The 21386-nt window shown below is 43.0% G+C and carries 14 protein-coding genes and 1 pseudogene; 7 read left to right on the plus strand and 8 right to left on the minus strand.

What is annotated here, in order from left to right:
- Positions 1 to 40: 40 nt before the first annotated feature.
- The 6 genes from ACG9ZB_RS02505 to ACG9ZB_RS02530 form a co-directional block, all read right to left on the minus strand.
- Positions 41 to 856 carry a TatD family hydrolase gene (locus tag ACG9ZB_RS02505; protein WP_419324179.1) on the minus strand — a complete coding sequence of 272 codons (816 nt, stop codon included), beginning with the start codon at positions 854 to 856 and terminating at the stop codon, positions 41 to 43.
- 12 nt (positions 857 to 868) lie between these two features.
- Positions 869 to 1819: an RsiV family protein gene (locus tag ACG9ZB_RS02510; RefSeq protein ID WP_419323907.1), complete on the minus strand. Its 951-nt coding sequence runs from the start codon at positions 1817 to 1819 to the stop codon at positions 869 to 871.
- Positions 1820 to 1866: 47 nt separating this feature from the next.
- The gene (locus ACG9ZB_RS02515) at positions 1867 to 2685 is read right to left on the minus strand and encodes a hypothetical protein (protein WP_419323909.1); all 819 of its coding nucleotides are present in this window, start codon (positions 2683 to 2685) and stop codon (positions 1867 to 1869) included.
- 90 nt (positions 2686 to 2775) lie between these two features.
- Complete coding sequence (locus ACG9ZB_RS02520) at positions 2776 to 4365, minus strand: peptide chain release factor 3 (RefSeq protein ID WP_419323911.1); 1590 nt, start codon at positions 4363 to 4365, stop codon at positions 2776 to 2778.
- A gap of 168 nt (positions 4366 to 4533) precedes the next feature.
- Positions 4534 to 6612, minus strand: a complete 2079-nt coding sequence (locus ACG9ZB_RS02525) for an EAL domain-containing protein (protein ID WP_419323913.1) — start codon at positions 6610 to 6612, stop codon at positions 4534 to 4536.
- 263 nt (positions 6613 to 6875) lie between these two features.
- Entirely contained in the window at positions 6876 to 9071 is a 2196-nt protein-coding gene (locus ACG9ZB_RS02530) for a carboxy terminal-processing peptidase (RefSeq protein WP_419323915.1), read from the minus strand.
- A gap of 241 nt (positions 9072 to 9312) precedes the next feature.
- On the opposite strand from ACG9ZB_RS02530, the gene nagZ reads away from it, so the two are divergent.
- Entirely contained in the window at positions 9313 to 10329 is a 1017-nt protein-coding gene (nagZ, locus tag ACG9ZB_RS02535; protein WP_419323917.1) for a beta-N-acetylhexosaminidase, read from the plus strand.
- A 158-nt stretch (positions 10330 to 10487) separates the two neighbouring features.
- Positions 10488 to 11363, plus strand: a complete 876-nt coding sequence (locus ACG9ZB_RS02540) for a class I SAM-dependent methyltransferase (RefSeq protein WP_419323919.1) — start codon at positions 10488 to 10490, stop codon at positions 11361 to 11363.
- A gap of 58 nt (positions 11364 to 11421) precedes the next feature.
- On the opposite strand, the gene ACG9ZB_RS02545 is transcribed toward ACG9ZB_RS02540, so the two are convergent.
- On the minus strand, positions 11422 to 12753 hold the full coding sequence (locus ACG9ZB_RS02545; protein WP_419323921.1) for an alpha/beta fold hydrolase: 1332 nt from the start codon (positions 12751 to 12753) through the stop codon (positions 11422 to 11424).
- Between the two features lie 306 nt (positions 12754 to 13059).
- On the opposite strand from ACG9ZB_RS02545, the gene ACG9ZB_RS02550 reads away from it, so the two are divergent.
- The 3 genes from ACG9ZB_RS02550 to pta all read left to right on the plus strand — a co-directional run bounded on the left by ACG9ZB_RS02550 (position 13060) and on the right by pta (position 18346).
- Positions 13060 to 14325, plus strand: coding sequence for a glutamate-5-semialdehyde dehydrogenase (locus ACG9ZB_RS02550; RefSeq protein WP_419324181.1), 1266 nt, complete (start codon positions 13060 to 13062; stop codon positions 14323 to 14325).
- A 609-nt stretch (positions 14326 to 14934) separates the two neighbouring features.
- Positions 14935 to 16152 carry an acetate/propionate family kinase gene (locus ACG9ZB_RS02555; protein ID WP_159153356.1) on the plus strand — a complete coding sequence of 406 codons (1218 nt, stop codon included), beginning with the start codon at positions 14935 to 14937 and terminating at the stop codon, positions 16150 to 16152.
- A 55-nt stretch (positions 16153 to 16207) separates the two neighbouring features.
- Positions 16208 to 18346 (plus strand): phosphate acetyltransferase, encoded by a 2139-nt coding sequence (gene pta, locus ACG9ZB_RS02560; protein ID WP_419323923.1) that lies wholly within the window; start codon positions 16208 to 16210, stop codon positions 18344 to 18346.
- Positions 18347 to 18515: 169 nt separating this feature from the next.
- On the opposite strand, the pseudogene ACG9ZB_RS02565 reads toward pta, so the two are convergent.
- Positions 18516 to 18716 (minus strand): annotated as a pseudogene (locus tag ACG9ZB_RS02565) (IS630 transposase-related protein); the annotation flags it as partial.
- 652 nt (positions 18717 to 19368) lie between these two features.
- Between ACG9ZB_RS02565 and ACG9ZB_RS02570 the strand changes: the two are divergent.
- Together ACG9ZB_RS02570 and ACG9ZB_RS02575 are read left to right on the plus strand one after the other, a co-directional pair.
- A complete protein-coding gene (locus ACG9ZB_RS02570; RefSeq protein ID WP_419323925.1) occupies positions 19369 to 20895 on the plus strand; it encodes a fumarate hydratase in 1527 nt (508 codons plus the stop codon).
- 102 nt (positions 20896 to 20997) lie between these two features.
- Positions 20998 to 21363, plus strand: a complete 366-nt coding sequence (locus ACG9ZB_RS02575; RefSeq protein ID WP_419323927.1) for a hypothetical protein — start codon at positions 20998 to 21000, stop codon at positions 21361 to 21363.
- Positions 21364 to 21386 lie beyond the last annotated feature (23 nt).

Consider the following 21386-nt stretch of genomic DNA (forward strand, 5'->3'; position numbering starts at 1 on the left):
TTGGTTATCTTATTTTTATCGAGATTATTGTCTTATTCTTCTAAAATTTTAAATGCAACGCAGCCAATGAGTTCTGCCAGAGTTGAGCTGCTAGCGCCTGCTCAGACTGGTCCAATGTCTGTGCGAGACTCTCCAAAACATAAGGTAAATTTACCGGCGTATTACGGGTTCGATGCTCCATTGACGTTTGGCAACACAACGGGGTCATATCTGGACAGTCCGTTTCAATCACCAAATGTTCACTACCAAGTGCTTGCACCACTTGATGCAATTTTTTGGCATTCGGATTGGTAATTTGTCCTGTGACCCCGATTTTAAAACCAAGTTTAATCAATGCTTTGGCTTCTTCTAAACCACCACTAAAAGCATGAGCGATGCCACCTAATTTAAATTTTTCTGCTTTTAAAATGGCAATAGTTTCCGCATGTGCTTTGCGAATATGCAATAACACAGGCTTTTGATACTGCTTGGCAAGTTCCAGTTGGTCAGAAAAATAAGATTGCTGCTTGACGAAAAGTGCAGGCTGTTTATGCTCTTTTAAAAAGGTGTCTAAACCAATTTCACCCACAGCCACACAGTCCTGCTGCTGCAAAACCTGCTCTAAACGTTGTAAGTGTTCAGTCTGATGCTGTTCGATATAAAATGGATGTAAACCTGGGGCAAGATAAGAGCACGGAACATTCTTCCAGCTTTTTAATTGCTGATGGGTCTGAATCAACGCATCAAATCGTGATTCAAGAAAACCAATAAGGACCAATGCCTCTACCCCAACACGTTTTGCTTGCTCAGCCAAATGTTGCCGATCAGTATCAAAATCGGCAACATCAAAATGAGTATGGGTGTCGAACAGAGGCAAGCTCATGCTTGACTAGCTCTTGGCTTCTGAAGCAGCCTGTGCGCTCTGTTTGGCTTTTGGTAAATACTCAGGCTTTAAAATTTTCTGGAGTTGATCATAGCCAATGGTTAAGCGCGGTAAACCCACCACATAAGGGCCAATTTCATACTCGCCATATTGCAAAATCAGACCTTCAGTGCCCAAGTAATAATTGTTACTCAAGCTAAACTTCCAGGCTTGCTCATATTCATCGACATTGGTCGCTAACTTAGAGTCCACAACCCAAGCACGAAAGGCTTCATGCGCTACTCTATTTAACGCCGCCTTCTGATTCGGCAACAATAGATCATCCAAACTCACCAGCTTTTGCTGCTTCAAGTCAAAATTATAATAATGCTGTGACGATGAACCATGTGCACCGCCTAAGTAGCTGCTGGTGTTCAATACCACCGTAGCCAAAGGATCTTTGGCATTTAAAATTTTAGGCTTAATCATCAAACTAATTTGATGGTTCGAACTTAAGGCTTTCAACTCTTGGTCTAAACCCAGAAAAGCGGCCAAATAAGGTTGAACTTGTTTCTCTAGTTTCAGCTTAGGGGTTAGGACTTGGCCCACTACCGCAGGTTCAGAACTTGCAGCCACCGCACTTGATGCCGTGCTATCAGAACTGCTATGCATAGGCGAAATATCAATAATCTGCGAGAGATCTTTCACAATTTGTTGATCGATAAATTCATCAATAAAGGCTTGATTACTTTGCAAACGATCAATGTTTAATTCTGGGCAAGCATTGCCATCACATTCAGGTAATTCGAATTGTAATTTTTCTGTGTCACCGACCAGCTTTAAGGCAGTTTCTGCCTCTGAAACTGCTGTGGTTTGCGTTGCAGGCGTTTGAGGCTCTTTATCTTTTGGTTGGCAGGCTGTCAAACTGATGGCAGCTGCAAGTACGCTGATTGTTAATATTGTTTTGCTTTTTAACATATATAACCTATTACCTTGTGAAGCCGGCTCTTGCTTTGGCTAATGCACTAAAACAACTGGGTATAGACATCGGCTTTTAATACCTGTTGAGTTTGTGCCTTCGTCAAATAAATATCAAGCTGGGTCCCATCTTTTACAATCTCATGAGTCCGATAATGTAAGCCGATGCCCTCTTGGTCAAAAAACCAATCTGCTTGCCCCCAGTACAACTTCGCTGGTGCAGTTTTTCTCACCTCAGGTTCTTGTTTCTTCAGCCAGTCTTGATATGCATTTTGCACCAACACATTCATCGCCAGTTGCTGTTTCGGATGAATTAAATCTAATAATGCCACCACTTTTTGGTTTTTACGATCCGCAACAAAGAAATAATACCGTTCCTTAACATTTACATTCTCTTGATTGGTATCAACCCCAATTTGCATGAGCACAAACTGATTGCGCTGATACGGTATACGCGTATACATCGCCAAGCTATAAGCCTTGTTGCCCTTAAATTCAGCTTGCCATGTATCCGACTTTTTCACATAGGCATTAATAGCTTGCTGTAAATTCATGTCTTGTTTTAAGCCAATCTGATCTTGAATCACTCGAGCCTGACTTTTGGCAATCCATTGGTTTAACCACGGATCTGCCGTTGTTAAACTTTGCAGATCCAATTCAATACAATTCTTGGTTTCACAAAATGGCTGTGCAATATCAGCCGCTTGTTGTTGAATATTTAAATACGGCAAGACTTCAGCGTGCTCGTTTTTAAATACCGAACTTTTGCTATCTGCATCTGCTTCAGATTGTTTAGAGGAGTCACATGCCGTCAGTAAGACAGTCAAACTCACCAATATTGTATAAATAGCCTGTTTCTGCAACATGCGTCTTCCATGAAATTCATGATTAAAATAAAGTATCTTGCATAATAAAACAGCTTCATGAAGAAGCTGTTTTATTTTTTAACATCCCGATTAGTGTTCGCGGGTATTGCGGAACACGATGTCTGGATAGCGCTCTTGCATCAGTTGTAAGTTCACACGACTCGGTGCCAAGTAGGTCAAGTGACCACCGCCATCTACCGATAATTGGTCATGTGCTTTTTTCTTAAATTCATTGAATTTTTTGTCATCATCACATGACACCCAGCGCACAGTGTTAATACTCACAGGCTCGTAGACGCAGTCGACTTTGTATTCTTCTTTCAAACGGTATGCCACCACTTCAAACTGAAGTACACCTACCGCACCCACAATCAAGTCATTGCTATTTTGCGGCATGAAGACCTGTGTTGCACCTTCTTCAGACAGCTCTTTTAAGCCTTTTTGCAGCTGTTTTGACTTCAATGGATCTTTCAGACGGACACGGCGGAACATTTCTGGTGCAAAGTGCGGAATACCGGTAAATTGCAGTTTTTCACCTGAAGTGAAGGTATCACCGATCTGGATGGTACCGTGGTTATGCAGACCGATAATATCGCCCGGCCATGCTTCTTCCAGATGCTGACGGTCACCAGCCAGGAAGGTCAAGGCATCGCTAATGCGGATATCTTTATCGATACGCACATGCTTCATTTTCATGCCTTTTTCATACTTACCTGAACAGATTCGCATGAAAGCGATACGGTCACGGTGTTTCGGGTCCATATTGGCTTGAATTTTAAAGACAAAGCCAGTAAAACCCTCTTCAGTTGCTTCAACCAAACGATTTTCTGTTGGGTGCGCTTTAGGTTCAGGTGCATAGTTGCTAAATGCATCTAACACATGGTCTACACCAAAGTTACCTAATGCTGTACCAAACAATACAGGCGTTTGACGACCCGCAAGGAACTCTGTGCGATCTAATGGCTCATTGGCCATTTGTACCAGTTCCAATGATTCTTCAAATGCCGCCCAAGCCAGCTCACCGACTTTTTCACGTAAATCAGCATGGTCATAGCCATCACGAACTTCGATATCAGTAATCACTGAACCAAAACCGGCTTTATAGACATAGAACTTTTCTTCGAGCAGATTATAGACACCAGCGAAGTCACGTCCTGTACCGAGTGGCCAGGTAATCGGGACACATTTAATTTTCAGGACATTTTCGATCTCATCCAGCAGCTCTAAAGGCTCACGGATTTCACGGTCCATTTTGTTGACGAAAGAAATGATAGGAGTGTCACGCATACGACACACTTCCATCAATTTGATGGTACGTTCCTCGACACCTTTTGCACCGTCAATCACCATCAGCGCCGAGTCTACCGCAGTGAGGGTACGGTAAGTATCTTCCGAGAAATCTTCATGCCCCGGGGTATCCAGCAGGTTAATCATCTTGTCCTTGAACGGGAACTGCATGACGGACGTGGTGATCGAAATCCCACGCTCTTTTTCCATTTCCATCCAGTCAGAAGTGGCTGCACGATCCGATTTACGGCTTTTCACCATACCTGCAATCTGAATGGCCTGTCCCCACAACAGTAATTTTTCTGTCATGGTGGTTTTACCCGCATCGGGGTGGGAAATAATCGCAAAGGTGCGACGCTGCGCAACTTGCGCGGCTAATTCATTTTTAAACATAAATTAAATCTGCAATTGATCATAGCCCTCATGATCGATACGATCATAAAGTCCTATAAAAGAAATTCTAAATTGGGCTAATTGTATCCGAATACCGCTTGAGCTTCTATTGTCTTTTATCAAGCGAAGCGAGAAAGCGCCTCACGCCAAAGCGTTTCAATGAGTGGCTTAATTGAAATAAGTTGACGATGTGTACTCAAACTCTTCTAAGCGCTTAACATCCATAGGCATACCCAACAAATAGCCTTGTAACTGCTGACAGCCTAAACGCGACAAGATTTCCATTTGCAAAGGACTTTCTACACCTTCTGCCGTCACGACTAAACCTAAGCGAATCGCTAAATGAACAATACTTTCTAAGATCATTTCATCTTTTGAGCCAACAGTCAGCTCATGAATAAAACCGCGATCAATCTTCAACTCATCTACAGGTAGGTTCTTTAAATATAAAAAGCTGGAATGTCCTGTCCCAAAGTCATCAATCGCCAAACGAATCCCCATTTCACGTAAACGCTGTAAGGTACGAATGCTGGCTTCGATATGGTGCATGGCGGTACTTTCAGTGATTTCAATAATTAAATGATTTGGATTGACTTTATATTTATCAAAAAGATGCTCAAGATTATTAAATAAATGCTTATGCTCAAACTGCACCGCCGATAAATTCACGGCAATTGGATAGAGTTCAATTTTCTCTCGCTCCCAGATTTGCAGTTGTTTACAGGCTTGCTCCAAAGCCCAATAGCCCATTTGGATGATCAACCCTGTTTTCTCCGCACCTTTAATAAACATATTGGGGGTCAACAAACCTAAAGTCGGATGTTTCCAGCGAATCAATGCCTCGACTCCACAAATCCGTTGATCTTGGATAGTAAATTTAGGCTGATAATACAAAACAAACTGTTGTTCTTCTACGGCTTTATACAAGTCATTGATCAGCTTAGTTTGGCTTTTCGCTTCTTGTTGGTCAAAACTGTAATTAAAAATAGAATAGGTATTTCGTCCCTGATATTTTGAGGTCAGCATCGCTGCATCGGCATTAATCAATAAATCTTGCAAATTACTACCATGCTCAGGATACATCGCAATACCAATACTGGCCGACACATTGATTTCTTTACCCGCAATCAAAAAGCTATCTTGAATCAACTCCAGTACTTGCTCGGCCATTTGGCACGCTTGCTCAGCAGTCGCCTGCTCCAGCACCATTAGAAACTCGTCCCCACCAATTCTGAGAATTTTTTCATTTTTGCTTAAGTGGCGATGAATCCGAGTGGTTAGTTGAACCAATAATTGATCCCCAACATGATGTCCAAAGACATCATTCACGGCTTTAAAGCGGTCTAAATCGATATACAAAAAGGCGATACTTTCATTTCGGAGGCGGTGATCTGTAAACAAGAAATGGGCGTATTCCGCCAAATACAATCGATTGGGGAGCTTGGTTAAATTGTCCTGTACCGCCTGATTTGCCAACTCTTTATTGGCCAGAGAGAGTTGAATATTACGCTCTTCTAAACGCTGCTCCAACACCGCAACAACAAATGCCGCCACCAAAATCAAAGAGGTAATAAAGATAACAACAAATAAAACAATGCTTTGACCTGCTTCAAGGGGCATCACCAGCTTGTCACTATGGGTTGGATAGAACGAGACTGCTAGCATACCGGTATAATGCATACTCACGATGGTCAAGGCCATCATCCCTGCAACATACCATTGGTACAACAGTTTCTTACTGACTGCACTTTTATATTTAAAGATCAGCCAAAAGGTTAAACCCGAGCCACTGATGGCAAGTAAAATAGAGAAAACTGTTAATAAAGGATCGTAAACACTCTGATAGCCCTCAATAATCAGCCCCATCATGCCAGTATAATGCATGCCCGAAATACCAAGCCCCATCAATACCGACCCCAAAACCAATCTTAAAAAAGGTAAGGTCTGACGCGTGGTCAACCAAATTGAAAAAACAGATGCAATAAAAGCAATAAAAAAAGAAAGAATTGTGAGTGCAGGGTCAAAATAACTATGCGTCGGCAAATCACAAGCCAACATGCCCACAAAATGCATGGCCCAAATGGCACAGCCTAAGAAAAAACTACTGAGTAAAATGAGCGCTGTTTGAAATTTTTTACGCCAAGCACGAAATAATAAGCGTTCGGTCGACACTGCAAAAAAACACGCCAACAATGCCACAACAATTGAACCTAATACCAAACTAAAATCGTAATGCACATGCATCATATAAAATGTCCGTATTAATTTCTCTTTTTCTTCATTTATATCCTTTTTATCAAAGGCGAAAAGCATTACTACCCGATTAAGAATCTTATACAAACAGGTTCAGGTCAAGAAAAAATCACAGAGATATCATTAGAATTTATAGATTTATTTTACCTAGCAGATTGCTTTGGCAGCCTGCCAATCCTACATTTGTGTTTTGAATCACAATTTAAATAAAAAGCCAGTCGAAACTGGCTTTTTAATACATTGCGTCAGAGATTAAACTATTTTGCAGTGCCTTTTTGCAACTTGGCATAATCCAACAAGACATTTGCAGATTCAGTCACAAATGCTTCCTCTTCAGGCAATGCAGGACGTTGATTCGCTTTCATTTTAGCGCGTGCTTCAACCAAAGCTTCCATAGAAGCTTGATAGCTTTCCCAGTTTGCATAAGGCTTTTGTCCTGCAATCTGACGGCGCTTGTTTTCCGAGTCTAAAGTCTGTTTTTCCAGTGCCAACAATTCAGCTTTACGTTGATCAATATCTAAAACCACACGTTTTTGATCTTCGGTCTTTTTCGAGATTTCTTTACGCTGTTCAAGATAGTTAAACTGCGGGTCGACTTTAACGCGTGCTTGCGACAGCTCACCTAAACGTTTTACATACGGTGCAATGCTGCCTTCTCGTTTAAACGGTGCAGTTGGAATGGTGTCCCACTTAAGCGCATTTTTCGCTTTACGCTCACCAAATTCTTCATTATAAATATCTACCAATTTCACGTCTGGAATTACGCCTTTGTTTTGCGTACTGCCACCCGTTACACGGTAAAACTTACGTTGCGTTAGTGTCGCTTGACCATGCGCCAAATTGTCCAGCTGAACTTGTGCCGTTCCTTTACCTGTAGTGGTACTACCAATCACAATGCCACGTTCATAGTCTTGAATCGCAGCAGAATAAATTTCGCTTGCAGACGCAGATGCTAAATTCACCATCACTGCCAATGGCCCTGCATAGGTTTGCGCACCATTGTCATCGTCTTCGAAAACGCTGACATTGCCGTTACCATCTCGAATTTGCACCACTGGACCTGACTTAATCACCTGTCCAAGCATACGCGCCACTTCTTCAAGTGAGCCCCCTGGGTTGTTACGTAAGTCGATAATAATCCCTGAGACATTCTTGGCCGCTAAAGTTTTGAGTGCATTGTTAGTATCTTCAGATACAGAACGATATTCTGTGCCCGCACGACGTGCACGATAGTTCAAATAAAAAGACGGAATTTCAATCACACCAAAGGTGTATTTTTGTCCATCACGCGTTACATTCACGATACGTGAACGTACTCCTGCATCTTCTTCTTGAATGACGTCACGAGTAATGGTCACATTACGCGCTTGGCTCATCGGCGCACCCGAGCCGAGTAAACGTATGGTGACTTTGGTACCACGTTTACCACGGATTAAGCCCACAATTTCATTGCTCGGCCAACCGATGACATCCACCATTTTTTCGCCATCTTGTGCCACACCAATGATGCGGTCACCCGACTTCACCTGTCCAGACTTGCTCGCAGGGCCACCTTCTACAATGGTTTCGATTTTGGTGTAGTCTTCATTGCCCCGTTCAGGTCGAATCGACACCCCAATCCCTTCAAGCTGCAAAGTCGTCTGGCGGTTCAACTCCATTGCATCGACAGGTGGGAAATAGTTACTGTGCGGATCATAGGTAAGCGTCATTGCATTGAGTGTTTTGTCTAACACATCATCGCTTTTCACCCGTGAAATACGTTCTAACTGGCGCGTATAACGTTTGGTTAAAGTCTGTACTGGGGTTAAATCTTCCGAGCTAGTGAGATCTTGTCCATTGGCCAATTCTGGGTTGGCTTTAAGCGCTTTTTGCTTCGCTAACTCTTCTTCTTTGCTGATGGTCAAATTAATCAGCTGCGAAACCAACATTTTGTTCCAATGCTGACGTTGCGCCGCTTCATTGGTAAAATATGGTGCCTTTTCACGATCCGTTTCGATATAAACGTTGGTTTGTTTTAAATTCTGCGGCTTTTTCAGCTCATCCAGCATATACGTATAAAACTGGGTCAAACGATCTCGATACTGTGCATGAATCGCATACGGTCCACTTAAGTCACCTGCTTTTAAAGCCGCACCTAAGTTTGAGCCATATTTACGCTTATAACTCTCTACTTCAGAGGTAAGAAACAGCGAATGGTCTGGATCTAAACTGTCCAGATAGAAATCGAGAATACGTGCCGATGTTTTCGCATCTAAACGTTGATTGAGATAATGTTGACGGTCAACCAAGGTCGCCAGTTGACGAGACACCAAAGCCTGCTCCTGCGACGGAACAATAGCTTGTTTGGTTACAGCGGTAGTTTCAGTCGCTGCAATGGCTTCATTAATGGCATGAGTGAAAAAGAATCCACCCGTTGCAATTGCAACCGCACAAGCAATGGTTTGAAGTTTCATAAATAATTCTTAGTTCCTTGGTTTTTGACCAAAATTACAATGTCATTTTTCGACATGAATTGAGAATATTCAAAATCTTAAACAACTTAATCTGTTTATGTCGTGTAGTTTTATCATAATCTGTGCTGACAAAATGTAGCAAATCATTGCAAAATTCGGGTATTGTTTTCGACGACCTGTTTCGCTCACCTTTCAGAGCCAAAACAGTCACTGACCAAAAAATCAAATACGGACACCCAATATGATTGGCGCATTGATGCTCGACATCGCAGGCACAGAACTTACTCAAGAAGATATTGCACTATTACAAGCACCGCAAGTCGGTGGCATGATTTTATTTGGACGAAATATTGAATCTCCTGCACAAGTTCGCGCCCTAACCGACCATATGCGCCGAATTCGTCCTGATATTTTGATTGCTGTCGATCAAGAAGGTGGACGTGTGCAACGCTTAAAACAGGGCTTTAGCCTACTTCCAGCCATGGGTAAGTTTGGCGAGCTATTCTTAAGCGAACCTGAAAAAGCCTTAAGCTTGGCAGAACAATCTGGCTGGTTGATGGCGACAGAAGTGCTTGCCGTCGGTATCGACTTTAGCTTTGCCCCTGTACTCGACCTCAATGACATCAGTGATGTGATTGGTGACCGTGGCTTTGCCAAAAATATTCAAGACATCGTACCGCTGGCCAGTGCATTCCTAAAAGGGATGAAAGCTGCAGGCATGGCATCGACAGGCAAACATTTCCCCGGTCATGGTTCAGTCCAAGCAGACTCGCATGTCGCAGCAGCCATCGACTCACGCACGTATGATGAAATTTATGCCAAAGATATGCAGACTTTTATCAAACTGATGCCACAGTTGGATGCACTCATGCCTGCCCATGTGATTTATAGTCAAATCGATCCAAACCCAGCAGGTTTTTCGCCGTATTGGATTCAAACCGTTCTACGTCAACAACTGGGCTTTGATGGTGTCTTATTCTCAGATGATTTAAGCATGCAGGCCGCATGTGTCGCAGGCGGTGCAGATGCACGCATTCAAGCCGCACTCCATGCAGGCTGTGACATGGGGCTGGTGTGTAATGACCGAGCTGCCGCATGTGTGGCTTTGGAAGGAATCAGCAAACTGGGGCTGCCAAACCAAGCTCGCTTAGAACGCATGCGTGGTCAGATTCCAAATATCAGCGTTCAGTCGAAGCTGCATTTAGGTGAAGATTGGGCCAAAGTACGCGACCAAGTGGAACTATTTAGATTAAGTTAAGCACTTCATCTTTGACCATTTCAACCACGATATTTCGGACAAAGGGACATCACAAGATGTCCTTTTTTCATTATGATAAACTTAAAATAAATCAACAGGCTTGCTCTGCATTGCCCAAACAACAATGCTAAAACAACAAAATATCAGGTACGGATACCATGACAGATGCTCTATCAGCTCATCGCCACATCTCTTTTACTGCGCACTATACAGGCTATATTTGGTATAGCATGGGCATCTCACATCCTGTATTTGCCACCCGCAAAGGGAAGTGGCTAGCCAAACTTGTACATCCACTCGAAAGTTGGGCTGAAAAACATGTCGGCGGCAGCATGCGCACCACCTTAAAACAGCGTCATCAAATAATTGATGACCACCTCAACGCGCTGATCCAACAGCACCCAAACTTACAAGTTTTAGAAATTGCCAGTGGCCTGTCGCCACGCGGCTGGAGCTTTCGACAACAGTATCCTGAGATTGACTATCGTGAACTCGACTTACCAGACATGGCAAAAATGAAAACTCAGGCCTTAAAACAGATCGATCAGACCAGCCCAGCGGTTCTCTCCGCCGACTTATTTAGCGCGGATTTTGCCCGTGCCTTTGAGGTGTTTGACCCAAACCGCCCTTTGGTGGTGGTGAGTGAAGGTCTGATCAACTACTTTAGCAAAGACATGCTCGCTCAACTGCTACAAGGCATTATCCAATACGGACAGCAGTTTGATCAGTTATATTATCTGACTGACCTCTACCCTGAACCTGTGAAAAATAAGCTGGCTAATTTTATCTGGAGCAGTAGCAAGCTTTTAAAATGGATGTCCCGTAGCGCCTTTGGCTTTCACTTTGTCAGTCCGCCTGAAGCGGCTCAGTTTTTCAAACAAGCGGGCTTTCATACTATTACCGTTCACCAACCCACTTTAGCTTTCAATAGTACTCAGGCCGATACTTCAAACTTAGATCAGCAGGATCACTTAGGTGACTTGGTCTGGTTGATACATAGCCAATGGCAAAAGCCCAATCAACCCGAGCAATAAACTTAGTCCCCATAAAAAAACAGCGATGAAATGCTGTTTTTTTATTTTTGAATTTCACTTAACTTACGGCTTCGAGCAACGTCTGTTCTTGTTTCTGACACCCCACAAAGCGGAGCAGTCGCTCCGCGAGTTCAAAACTGCCATGTTTAAATAAGGCACGAATATAAGGCCCATCTTCGGCAAAAATTAAACATTCAATCTGAAACTCGCCTTCTTCATCGCTCAAGTGCAAAGCCAAATCACGCGGATATTTAGCAACCACAGCAGCTAAGTCTGACTCAAAGCGTAAAAGTACCCCAAAGTAGTTCAAGTCCACCACTTCTGTTGCAATCACCAAGTCTGAATGGCGATAGCTTAAAAAGGTTTCAGGGTGTTGAATCTGAACTCGCTCTTCGCCACGGCGCTCCATTTCCAACATTTGTGCTCGACTAAAGGGGATAATCCCGTCTAAGTGTTGAATGGACTCGTCCTTCAGAAACATCGCAAACAAATGCATGGTTTCTTTACGGCGTTGTAGCTGTGGCACATGGTCTGCATTAGCAATTTGCGCATATACCATGTCAGGACATTGCAATGCAAAACTGGCATTTTCATGTGGCAAGGTAAAACTGTCATATTGGCCACAGGCCACCAAGACTTTACACTGTGGAATCGGCACATCGGTGAGGCGAAGCAAACGATTACAGTTGATTTCATAACGCTCTTGTTCTGTTACGGTAAACTCCGCCATCTGTCTAAAGAACAAACGCTTGGCTGTGGGTGACATTTTGGTTTTATCCATTTTGGCATGATTGACCAAATACAAAATCACGGCCTGACCAAATTCATCCATGCGTTGTTCACGCATTAAATGTAACGACTCTTCCAGCAACATCCGCCAACTTTTACGGGTCTTTTGCATCACTCCCATTAAAATCATACGATCAATCAGCTCTGGTCGTTGATCGGCCAGACAAGACGCCACCACTGAACCCAGTGACATGCCCATCACTGAAACTTTGTCTAATCCTTCAATATCTAACCAAACACCGAGCATTTTCGCAAGATCACCCAGTTCTAAAGTGCCCGCAGACAAGCCTGTATCGATATTACGAATTTGTTGATTGGCGCCCATTGAAGGCAGATCAATCAGGACAATCGGACCGGCATCGAGTAGTTGTTCAACGCAATATTTGTAGGAATTAAAGTTTTGAAATGCCCCGCCGATAATCACGATAGGCGTGCGATGGAATGACTCTGGCCGAGCAATCGCCATGTATTCGACTTTCCAACCCTCAATCCATGTGCTTCGTGCAGGTTCTTTAAAGCTGTTACGATGGTAAACATCAAAAAAACCTAAGCGTAAATTCGCATCATCTAGCTCGGCATCCATTTGAATCATAGAATTCATGTTCTTTCCCTCTACTCTTGCCTATACTTTTTGTTTTGCAAGAAATGTACGATCACGCCTGTCAACGGCAACAGGGTGTTCAGTGTTGTAATAATTATGCAAGGACTTCATATCCTAAAATTCATTCTATACAGAGCACTGTTTTACACGCAACAGATTGTGTAACCGCTCATCATGTTTTAGATAAAAAACAATTTCAAAATAAGTATAAGTCCGCCTCTACACTGGATTTTTCATGTAGAGACTATGCGGTCGAGTGTTAGGCTGTTACTATCTTCTGTGAAATTTCTAAGTGATCAAACCGCTATGCAAGAGTCGATTGAACAATATATGCAAACGGTAGGACAGCAAGCACGTCAAGCTTCTCGTATTTTGGCGCGTGCTTCTACCGAAACTAAAAACAATGCGTTGTCAGCTATTTATACTGCTTTGGTCAACAGTGAGCCCACTATTTTAGCGGCGAACCAAGCAGATATGAACAAAGCGCACAGCAACAACTTAGACAGTGCTTTACTTGATCGCTTAGAACTGTCTCCCGCACGCTTTAAAGGCATGTTGCAAGGCTTAAAAGATGTGATTGGTCTCAAAGATCCTGTCGGTGAAATCACCGACATGGCCTATCGTCCGTCAGGAATCCAGCTCGGTAAGATGCGCGTTCCTTTAGGCGTGGTTGGCATGATTTACGAGTCTCGCCCAAATGTGACCTTAGAAGCCGCCTCTTTAGCACTGAAGTCTGGTAATGCCATTATTTTACGTGGTGGTTCTGAAGCGCTCGAATCCAATAAAGCCATTGCTGAAGCCATCCAACGCGGTTTAAAACTGGCGGGTTTACCTGAACATGCAGTTCAAGTCATTAACACCGCAGACCGCACAGCCGTGGGGCAACTGATTACACTCACTGAATTTGTCGATGTGATTGTTCCACGTGGAGGCAAAGGCCTGATTGAGCGTATCAGCAAGGAAGCCCGTGTCCCGGTGATTAAACACTTGGATGGGAACTGTCACGTTTATGTTGAAGCGCAAGCTGACCTACAAAAAGCCCTACCGATTGCGCTCAATGCAAAAACTCACCGTTATGGCGTGTGTAATGCAATGGAAACCTTGCTGGTCGATGAAAAAGTCGCAGATGAGTTTTTACCGCGTGTCGCTGAGCTCTATACTGAAAAACAAGTGGAGTTGCGCGGCTGTGTTGAAACTCAGCGCATTTTAGGTGCGGCAGTCAAAACGGCAACCGAAGAAGATTGGTACACCGAATATCTCGGTCCAATTTTAGCGGTGAAAGTGGTGTCTGGTATGGAAGAAGCGATTGAGCATATCAACAAATATGGCTCACATCATACCGATTCGATCATTACAGAAAACTACTCTCTAGCTCGTGAGTTCTTGGCCGCTGTGGATTCGAGTTCTGTCATGATCAATGCGTCGACACGTTTTGCCGATGGTTTCGAATATGGCTTAGGTGCAGAAATTGGCATCTCAACGGATAAAATCCATGCCCGTGGCCCAGTCGGCTTAGAAGGCTTGACTTCACAAAAATGGATCGTGTTTGGTGATGGTCAAATTCGCCAATAACTCATCTAGCACATTTTAAATATCTATGTTCAGCTCTTTCCAAAGGGCTGAACATTTTTATATTTGAACGCCCTCTGCAAGCACTCAAAATAAAAGCATGATCATCATAAGATACAGGCCTATTTTACTGATCCCCCTATCGGCTGTTGTTTTGACTTTATATCTCTCTTTTTTACATAAAGGCGTTTGCCAACCCAATCAGTGCCATTTCAATGCAAATGCTTAAAATCTTGAGGAAATCACGCTTTTTTGATGGTTACGTTGATTGCACATGTGATTATGTGTGAATCTAAAGATGAAATATCAAAAATAAACAGGAAAGCCAGAATATATTCAGCTCTTTTCAGAAGATAACGTGTTATTTTTAAAGGATTGAAGCTGATGAATAATTCAGCATCATTTCATGAATAAATGAAAATCATGAACCGATAAATTTTAATTATTATTCATCAAACGGTCGATAGTGCTTAAGTCTAATCACCTAAAGTCTATCTTGGACTAAAAATATACACATGATACAACATAAAAAATGATCAAGATTGCATAAGAACGTACTGCATGAAGATCAGTTCTAGGACGGATAATTCAATTAGAATCAGGTATTAAAACGTGTCTACATCAGTATTAGTAATTAACTGCGGATCTTCATCAATCAAATATGCGCTCGTTTCTGAACGTCGTGAAGATCGTATTTTCGGTTTAGCTGAGAACTTAGGTTCTGCTGACGCTCGTATCAAAGGCATTACTGCGGGTGGTCAACCCCTTGAATTGTCTATTCCACATGCCGATCATGAAAAAGCATTGGAAACCATCTTAGAACGCCTTTCACATTATAACCCTCAAGCCATTGGTCACCGCGTAGTACACGGCGGTACATTGACCAAAGCTGAGCTTTTAACAGAAGAAATTGTCGAACGCATTCGTGCAGCAACACCACTTGCACCATTACACAACCCTGCACACTTGGTTGGGATTGACGCCACGATGCGTTTATTCCCAGAGCTACCACAAGTGGCGGTATTTGATACAGCATTCCACCAGACTATGCCTGCACATGCTTACCGCTATGCTGTGCCAAAATTTTTATACACTGAACACAATGTCCGTCGCTATGGCTTCCACGGTACAAGCCATGCTTATGTGTCTGAACGAGGTTCAGAACTGGCAGGTAGCTTCAAACAAGGGGGCTGGTTAACTGCACACTTGGGTAATGGTAGCTCTACTTGTGCAATTTGGAATGGACAAAGTGTAGATACCTCAATGGGCTTAACTCCACTTGAAGGTGTCGTGATGGGCACACGCAGTGGTGATGTCGATCCAAGCTTACATAGTTTCCTTGCCAACAACTTAGGTTGGGATATTTATAAAATTGATAAAATGCTGAATAGCCAATCGGGCTTACTCGGCCTGTCTGATCTATCAAATGACATGCGTACTTTGATTGAAGCATCTGAACAAGGCAATGAAGATGCGACTTTAGCTATTGAAGTCTTCTGCTACCGCCTCGCAAAATCATTGGCGGCACTGAGCTGCGGTCTACCACGTCTTGATGGATTGTTCTTCACTGGCGGTATTGGTGAGAACTCGGCATATATTCGTGAAAAAACAGTCGCTTTCCTACCGCACTTTGGTTTTAACTTGAGTAAAGAAGCCAATGACAGTTTAAAACGTGGTACCGAAGGTCGTATTGATACAGGTACAGGCCCACAAATTTGGGTTGTACCGACCGATGAAGAAGGCCGTATTGCCAAAGAAACTGCATTCGTGGCCGATGAGGTGATTCAAACTGCTGCAAAAAAGTCTGAAGACAATGTAGCGATCGCTTAAGCGGTCGTTACATTCACTCAAGTCTGTTTTAAATTCTTGTATGACGAATAAATATATGAAAACGATTTTACTTGTGCCCACTGGGGAAGGCGTCGGCTTAACATCCGCTTGTCTGGGTTTGGTTTATGCGCTGGAATGCCAAGGTGTTAAGGCTGGATTTTTAAAACCTTTTTCTCAAGAACTGACCACAGGTGCAGACCGTACCACAGCGCTCTATCACCATGTTTCAAAAAATGAAACCGTTGAACCAATTAGCTATCACACCATTTTGCAACAACTCAGTACAGGTGAAAATGATGAGCTACTTGAAGATGCGGTTCGTTTACACCGTGCTATTGCGCGTAAGCATGATCTGATCATTGTTGAAGGCTTAGTCCCAAATAGCCGAGATTCTTTTGCTTCTGAACTAAATGCACAACTTGCGCAAGCACTCGATGCCAAAGTTATTATTGTCAGCAATGCAGACATTAATAAACCGAGCGCGACGGCTGAAAAAGTCGATAGCCAACTACGCTACTTTGGCGGTGCCAGTTCTGAGAGAACTGCGGGTGTGTTATTGATGCGCACCAAAGGCTTGCCCGATGACTCAGCACACATTCCAGTGACGTTTGACCCTAGTCTGCGTTTAATCAGCGATACCAATAAATTTATTATTGAGCTCCAAAAGACCCATCCAAAGCTCGGATCAGACAAACTCCCTGTAATCGGCTTGGTTCCATTTAGCAACACGCTCAGCGTACCACGCATGTCGGATTTGGCTTCACACATTCAGGCGGAATGGATCAATCAAGGCGATGCGACCCAACGTCGTGTGTTACATAGCAGTTTGATTGCATCGAACATTGAGCATGAACTACATAAGTTTGTCGCAGGCGAGCTGATCATTAGTGCATCAGATCGTATCGATGTGCTATTAGCTTCAAGCTTAGCCAGCAGTAACGGTATACCATTGGCGGGTTTGGTCCTAACTGAGCACCATACGCCAAACGAGCAGGTGCTTGCGTTCTGCCAAACAGCGATTAAACAAGGCTTACCAATTTTACATACAACGCTCAGCACGTTCGACACGGCGCAGAGCTTAGCTAATCTCAGCAATGAAATTCCGGTCGATGATACGGAACGCGCTGAACAAGTCACTCGTTTTGTGTCGAGCCATATCAATGAAGAATGGTTAACGGCAATGTTAAATGGCTCGTACCAACCTCGTCTCTCACCTTCGGCTTTCCGCCATGAATTGGTCCAAAAGTCGATTGCTGCGAAAAAGCGGATTGTTCTACCTGAAGGCGATGAGCCACGTACAGTTCAAGCGGCGGCTATTTGCCAATCTCGTGGCATTGCACACTGTATCTTATTGGCGAAACCTGAAGCGGTCGTAGAAGTGGCAAAAGCACGTGGCATCGAGCTTCCACATGACTTAGAAATTATCGATCCAGATTTGATTCGTGAAAACTATGTCGAAAAAATGGTGGAACTGCGTAAAGGCAAACTGAACGAGCTGCAAGCGCGTGAACAGCTGCAAGACACTGTCGTTCTAGGCACCATGATGTTAGCGCTTGATCAGGTCGATGGTTTGGTTTCAGGCGCAGTACACACCACAGCCAATACTGTACGCCCTGCATTCCAACTGATTAAAACAGCGCCTGAGTACTCACTGGTCTCTTCCGTGTTCTTTATGCTGTTACCCGATGAAGTCTATGTCTATGGCGACTGTGCGATTAACCCAGACCCAAATGCAGAAGAGCTCGCTGAAATCGCGATTCAATCGGCTGATTCAGCAAAGGCCTTCGGTTTAGACCCACGTATTGCGATGATTTCATACTCTACGGGTACCTCTGGTGCTGGAGCTGAAGTTGAAAAAGTCGCTGAGGCAACACGCATAGCGAAAGAACGCCGTCCTGACTTATTAATTGATGGCCCTCTTCAATACGATGCTGCATCGGTGGAAAGTGTGGGACGCTCTAAAGCACCTGATTCTAAAGTTGCAGGTCGTGCCAATGTGTTTATTTTCCCTGACCTAAACACAGGCAATACCACCTATAAAGCCGTGCAACGCTCTGCCAATGTCGTAAGCGTTGGCCCAATGTTGCAAGGTTTGAACAAACCTGTAAATGACTTGTCTCGTGGTGCTTTGGTGGATGATATTGTATTTACCATTGCCTTAACCGCAATTCAGTCTGAACAACAAAGTGCTTAACTTTTAAGATTAGCCTTTAAAAAAAACCACCCGTTCGTAAGATAGGGTGGTTTTTTGTATTGCTCGACGCACTGCCTGTGTCGTTGTGGCGCTGCTGTGTAGAACTTGTCCCATAGTGCTTCCTTCCATTTATCTGAGAATATTGCACCATTAAAATCTGGGACTAAACATATTGCTCAACATCTACACGTAAGGCATCATCATCAACTTTAGATGGTGTTCTTGGTCGAGTTCTTTTTATTTCGATTCGCTTTTTCCATTCGACAATTGTATTTTTATCAATTTCGAAGTGCTGAGCAACCGCTCGGATAGATTGACCTTCTTCAAGTTTAGCTAATATTTTCTTTTTAAAATGTATTGGATAACTCATATCGGTATTGTATTGGTTTTTTGGCGTGCGGACTATAAATAATAAAGTGTTGTCGCGTTTAGACTCAATTTTAAAGCGATTTTACACAAAATTAAGCATTGAAACTGAAGATTTGAAGATTTGAAGATTTGAAGATTTGAAGATTTGAAGATTTGAAGATTTGAAGATTTGAAGATTTGAAGATTTGAAGATTTGAAGATTTGAAGAAAGCTTAAAACAAAAAAAAGAAGATAAAGCTTAAGCCTGATCTTCTTTTTGACCGTACATCCAAGTCGCTGCGATATATACACAAAAGCCCGCAGCCATCACTAAACCTGTCAACATGCTCGATGTCCTATTGTTTGATGAATGCATTATGCGAAAGTTTTATGACAACTTTATGACAGCGTTGTCATATTTCAATATTATTATTTTTACATTACATTCAACACCTTAAGCAATAAATCATATTCATAATCCAAAGTTAGACATGAAATATTTCATTAAATTTAGATATTTTTGTCATATTTACCACGGTTTATAACCTGATTTTCTCATCAATTTTGTTCAACTATTAAACTTTCGCCCAAAGCCTTCGCAAAACATCCACAACCTCGGCATTTTGTCTTATAATTTAGCCCGCTAGCTATCAGCCCGCTCAAGAGATATTTGTATGACCACTATTATCAAGCAAGATGATTTGATCACATCGGTCAAAGACGCGCTTCAGTTCATTTCTTACTATCACCCACAAGACTTCATCCAAGCGATGAGCCGTGCGTATGATCGTGAAGAGAACAAAGCTGCGAAGGATGCGATCGCACAAATCTTAATTAACTCGCGTATGTGCGCAGAGGGTCACCGCCCAATCTGTCAAGATACTGGTATCGTCAACGTATTCGTTGAAGTGGGCATGGATGTTAAATTTGATTTAACTATGAGCTTAGACGATGCAATCAACGAAGGCGTACGTCAAGGTTACTTAGAAAACTCAAACGTGCTGCGCGCATCAGTTCTGGCTGATCCTGCATTTGGTCGTAAAAACACCAAAGACAACACCCCTGCTGTGATCTATCACAAACTTGTTCCAGGCAACAAAGTGGATATTACCGTTGCGGCAAAAGGTGGCGGTTCAGAAAACAAATCTAAACTGGCTATGTTAAACCCATCTGACTCAATCGTGGATTGGGTACTTAAAACTGTTCCAACTATGGGTGCTGGCTGGTGTCCACCAGGTATGTTGGGTATTGGTATTGGTGGTACTGCTGAAAAAGCCATGATGCTTGCCAAAGAAGCACTCATGGAAGAAATCAACATGGACGAATTATTACGTCGTGGCCCACAAAACAAAATGGAAGAACTCCGTATCGAGATCTTCGAGAAAGTGAACGCACTTGGTATTGGCGCACAAGGTTTAGGCGGTTTAACTACCGTTCTTGATATTAAAATCAAAGACTACCCTTGCCACGCTGCAGGCAAACCAGTGGGCATGATTCCAAACTGTGCAGCAACTCGTCACGCACACTTCCAGTTAGATGGTTCAGGTGTAGCGCATATTCAAGCGCCTAAACTTGAAGACTATCCAGAAGTAACTTGGGATTCTTCTAAATCTAAACGTGTAGATTTAGACAACATTACCCAAGAAGAAATGAACGCTTGGCAACCAGGCGACACCTTACTTCTGAACGGTACGATTTACACAGGTCGTGATGCCGCGCATAAACGCATGGTCGATATGATCAACAATGGTGAAGAGCTTCCTGTCGACTTAAAAGGTAAATTCATTTACTACGTTGGCCCTGTAGATCCAGTCGGTGATGAAGTGGTTGGTCCTGCTGGCCCAACAACAGCAACACGTATGGACAAATTTACACGTCAAGTGCTTGAAGCAACAGGTATGTTCGGCATGATCGGTAAAGCGGACCGTGGTCCTGCAGCGGTTGAAGCAATCAAAGACAATAAAGCGACTTACTTGATGGCAGTGGGCGGCGCAGCTTACCTTGTGTCTAAAGCAATTCGTGAAGCTGAAGTGGTTGCTTTTGCGGACTTAGGTATGGAAGCGATTTACAAATTTGTAGTGAAAGATATGCCTGTATCGGTAGCAGTTGATGTAAATGGTACATCTATTCACGCGACAGCACCAAAAATCTGGCAAGCGAAAATTGGTAAAATTCCAGTAGTCGATGCAGCAGCGGGCTAAAACTTAAGTTTTACTTTTTTGGATACCCTTAACATGCTAAGGTCATGTTAAGGGTATTTTTTACCTACTTTTATAGACTTAATCAAAAAATATAGACCAACAATGAAAAAATTAAATCACATCCTTGCGGTATTACCTTATGCGTCCTCAGCACAGCATCTTTTGCAAAACCCGCGCGAAGCATCGGTAGAAAAGGCACTCAAACTAGGCGATATTAAAGGCACTTTAGCGCAATCACAGCAAGAAGTAAGCCCCATTTATGACCAGCAAGCCGAAGAAATCATTAAGAATATTTTTAAAACATCTGCACTCAATAATGAACAACAAAAAGCAGCCAAGCAAATCGCTGAAATCACGGCATCGTTTAGCAGTAAATTGATTTCTGATCCGAAATTTATGCAAATGCTTAAAAATGTATATATGCAGACCTTTACCGAAGAGGAAGTTGGCCAACATTCAGTTTCTTGAAACACCTCTAGGCCATTCTATCA

It is taken from the genome of Acinetobacter johnsonii (assembly GCF_048551975.1).
Classification (GTDB): domain Bacteria; phylum Pseudomonadota; class Gammaproteobacteria; order Pseudomonadales; family Moraxellaceae; genus Acinetobacter; species Acinetobacter johnsonii_A.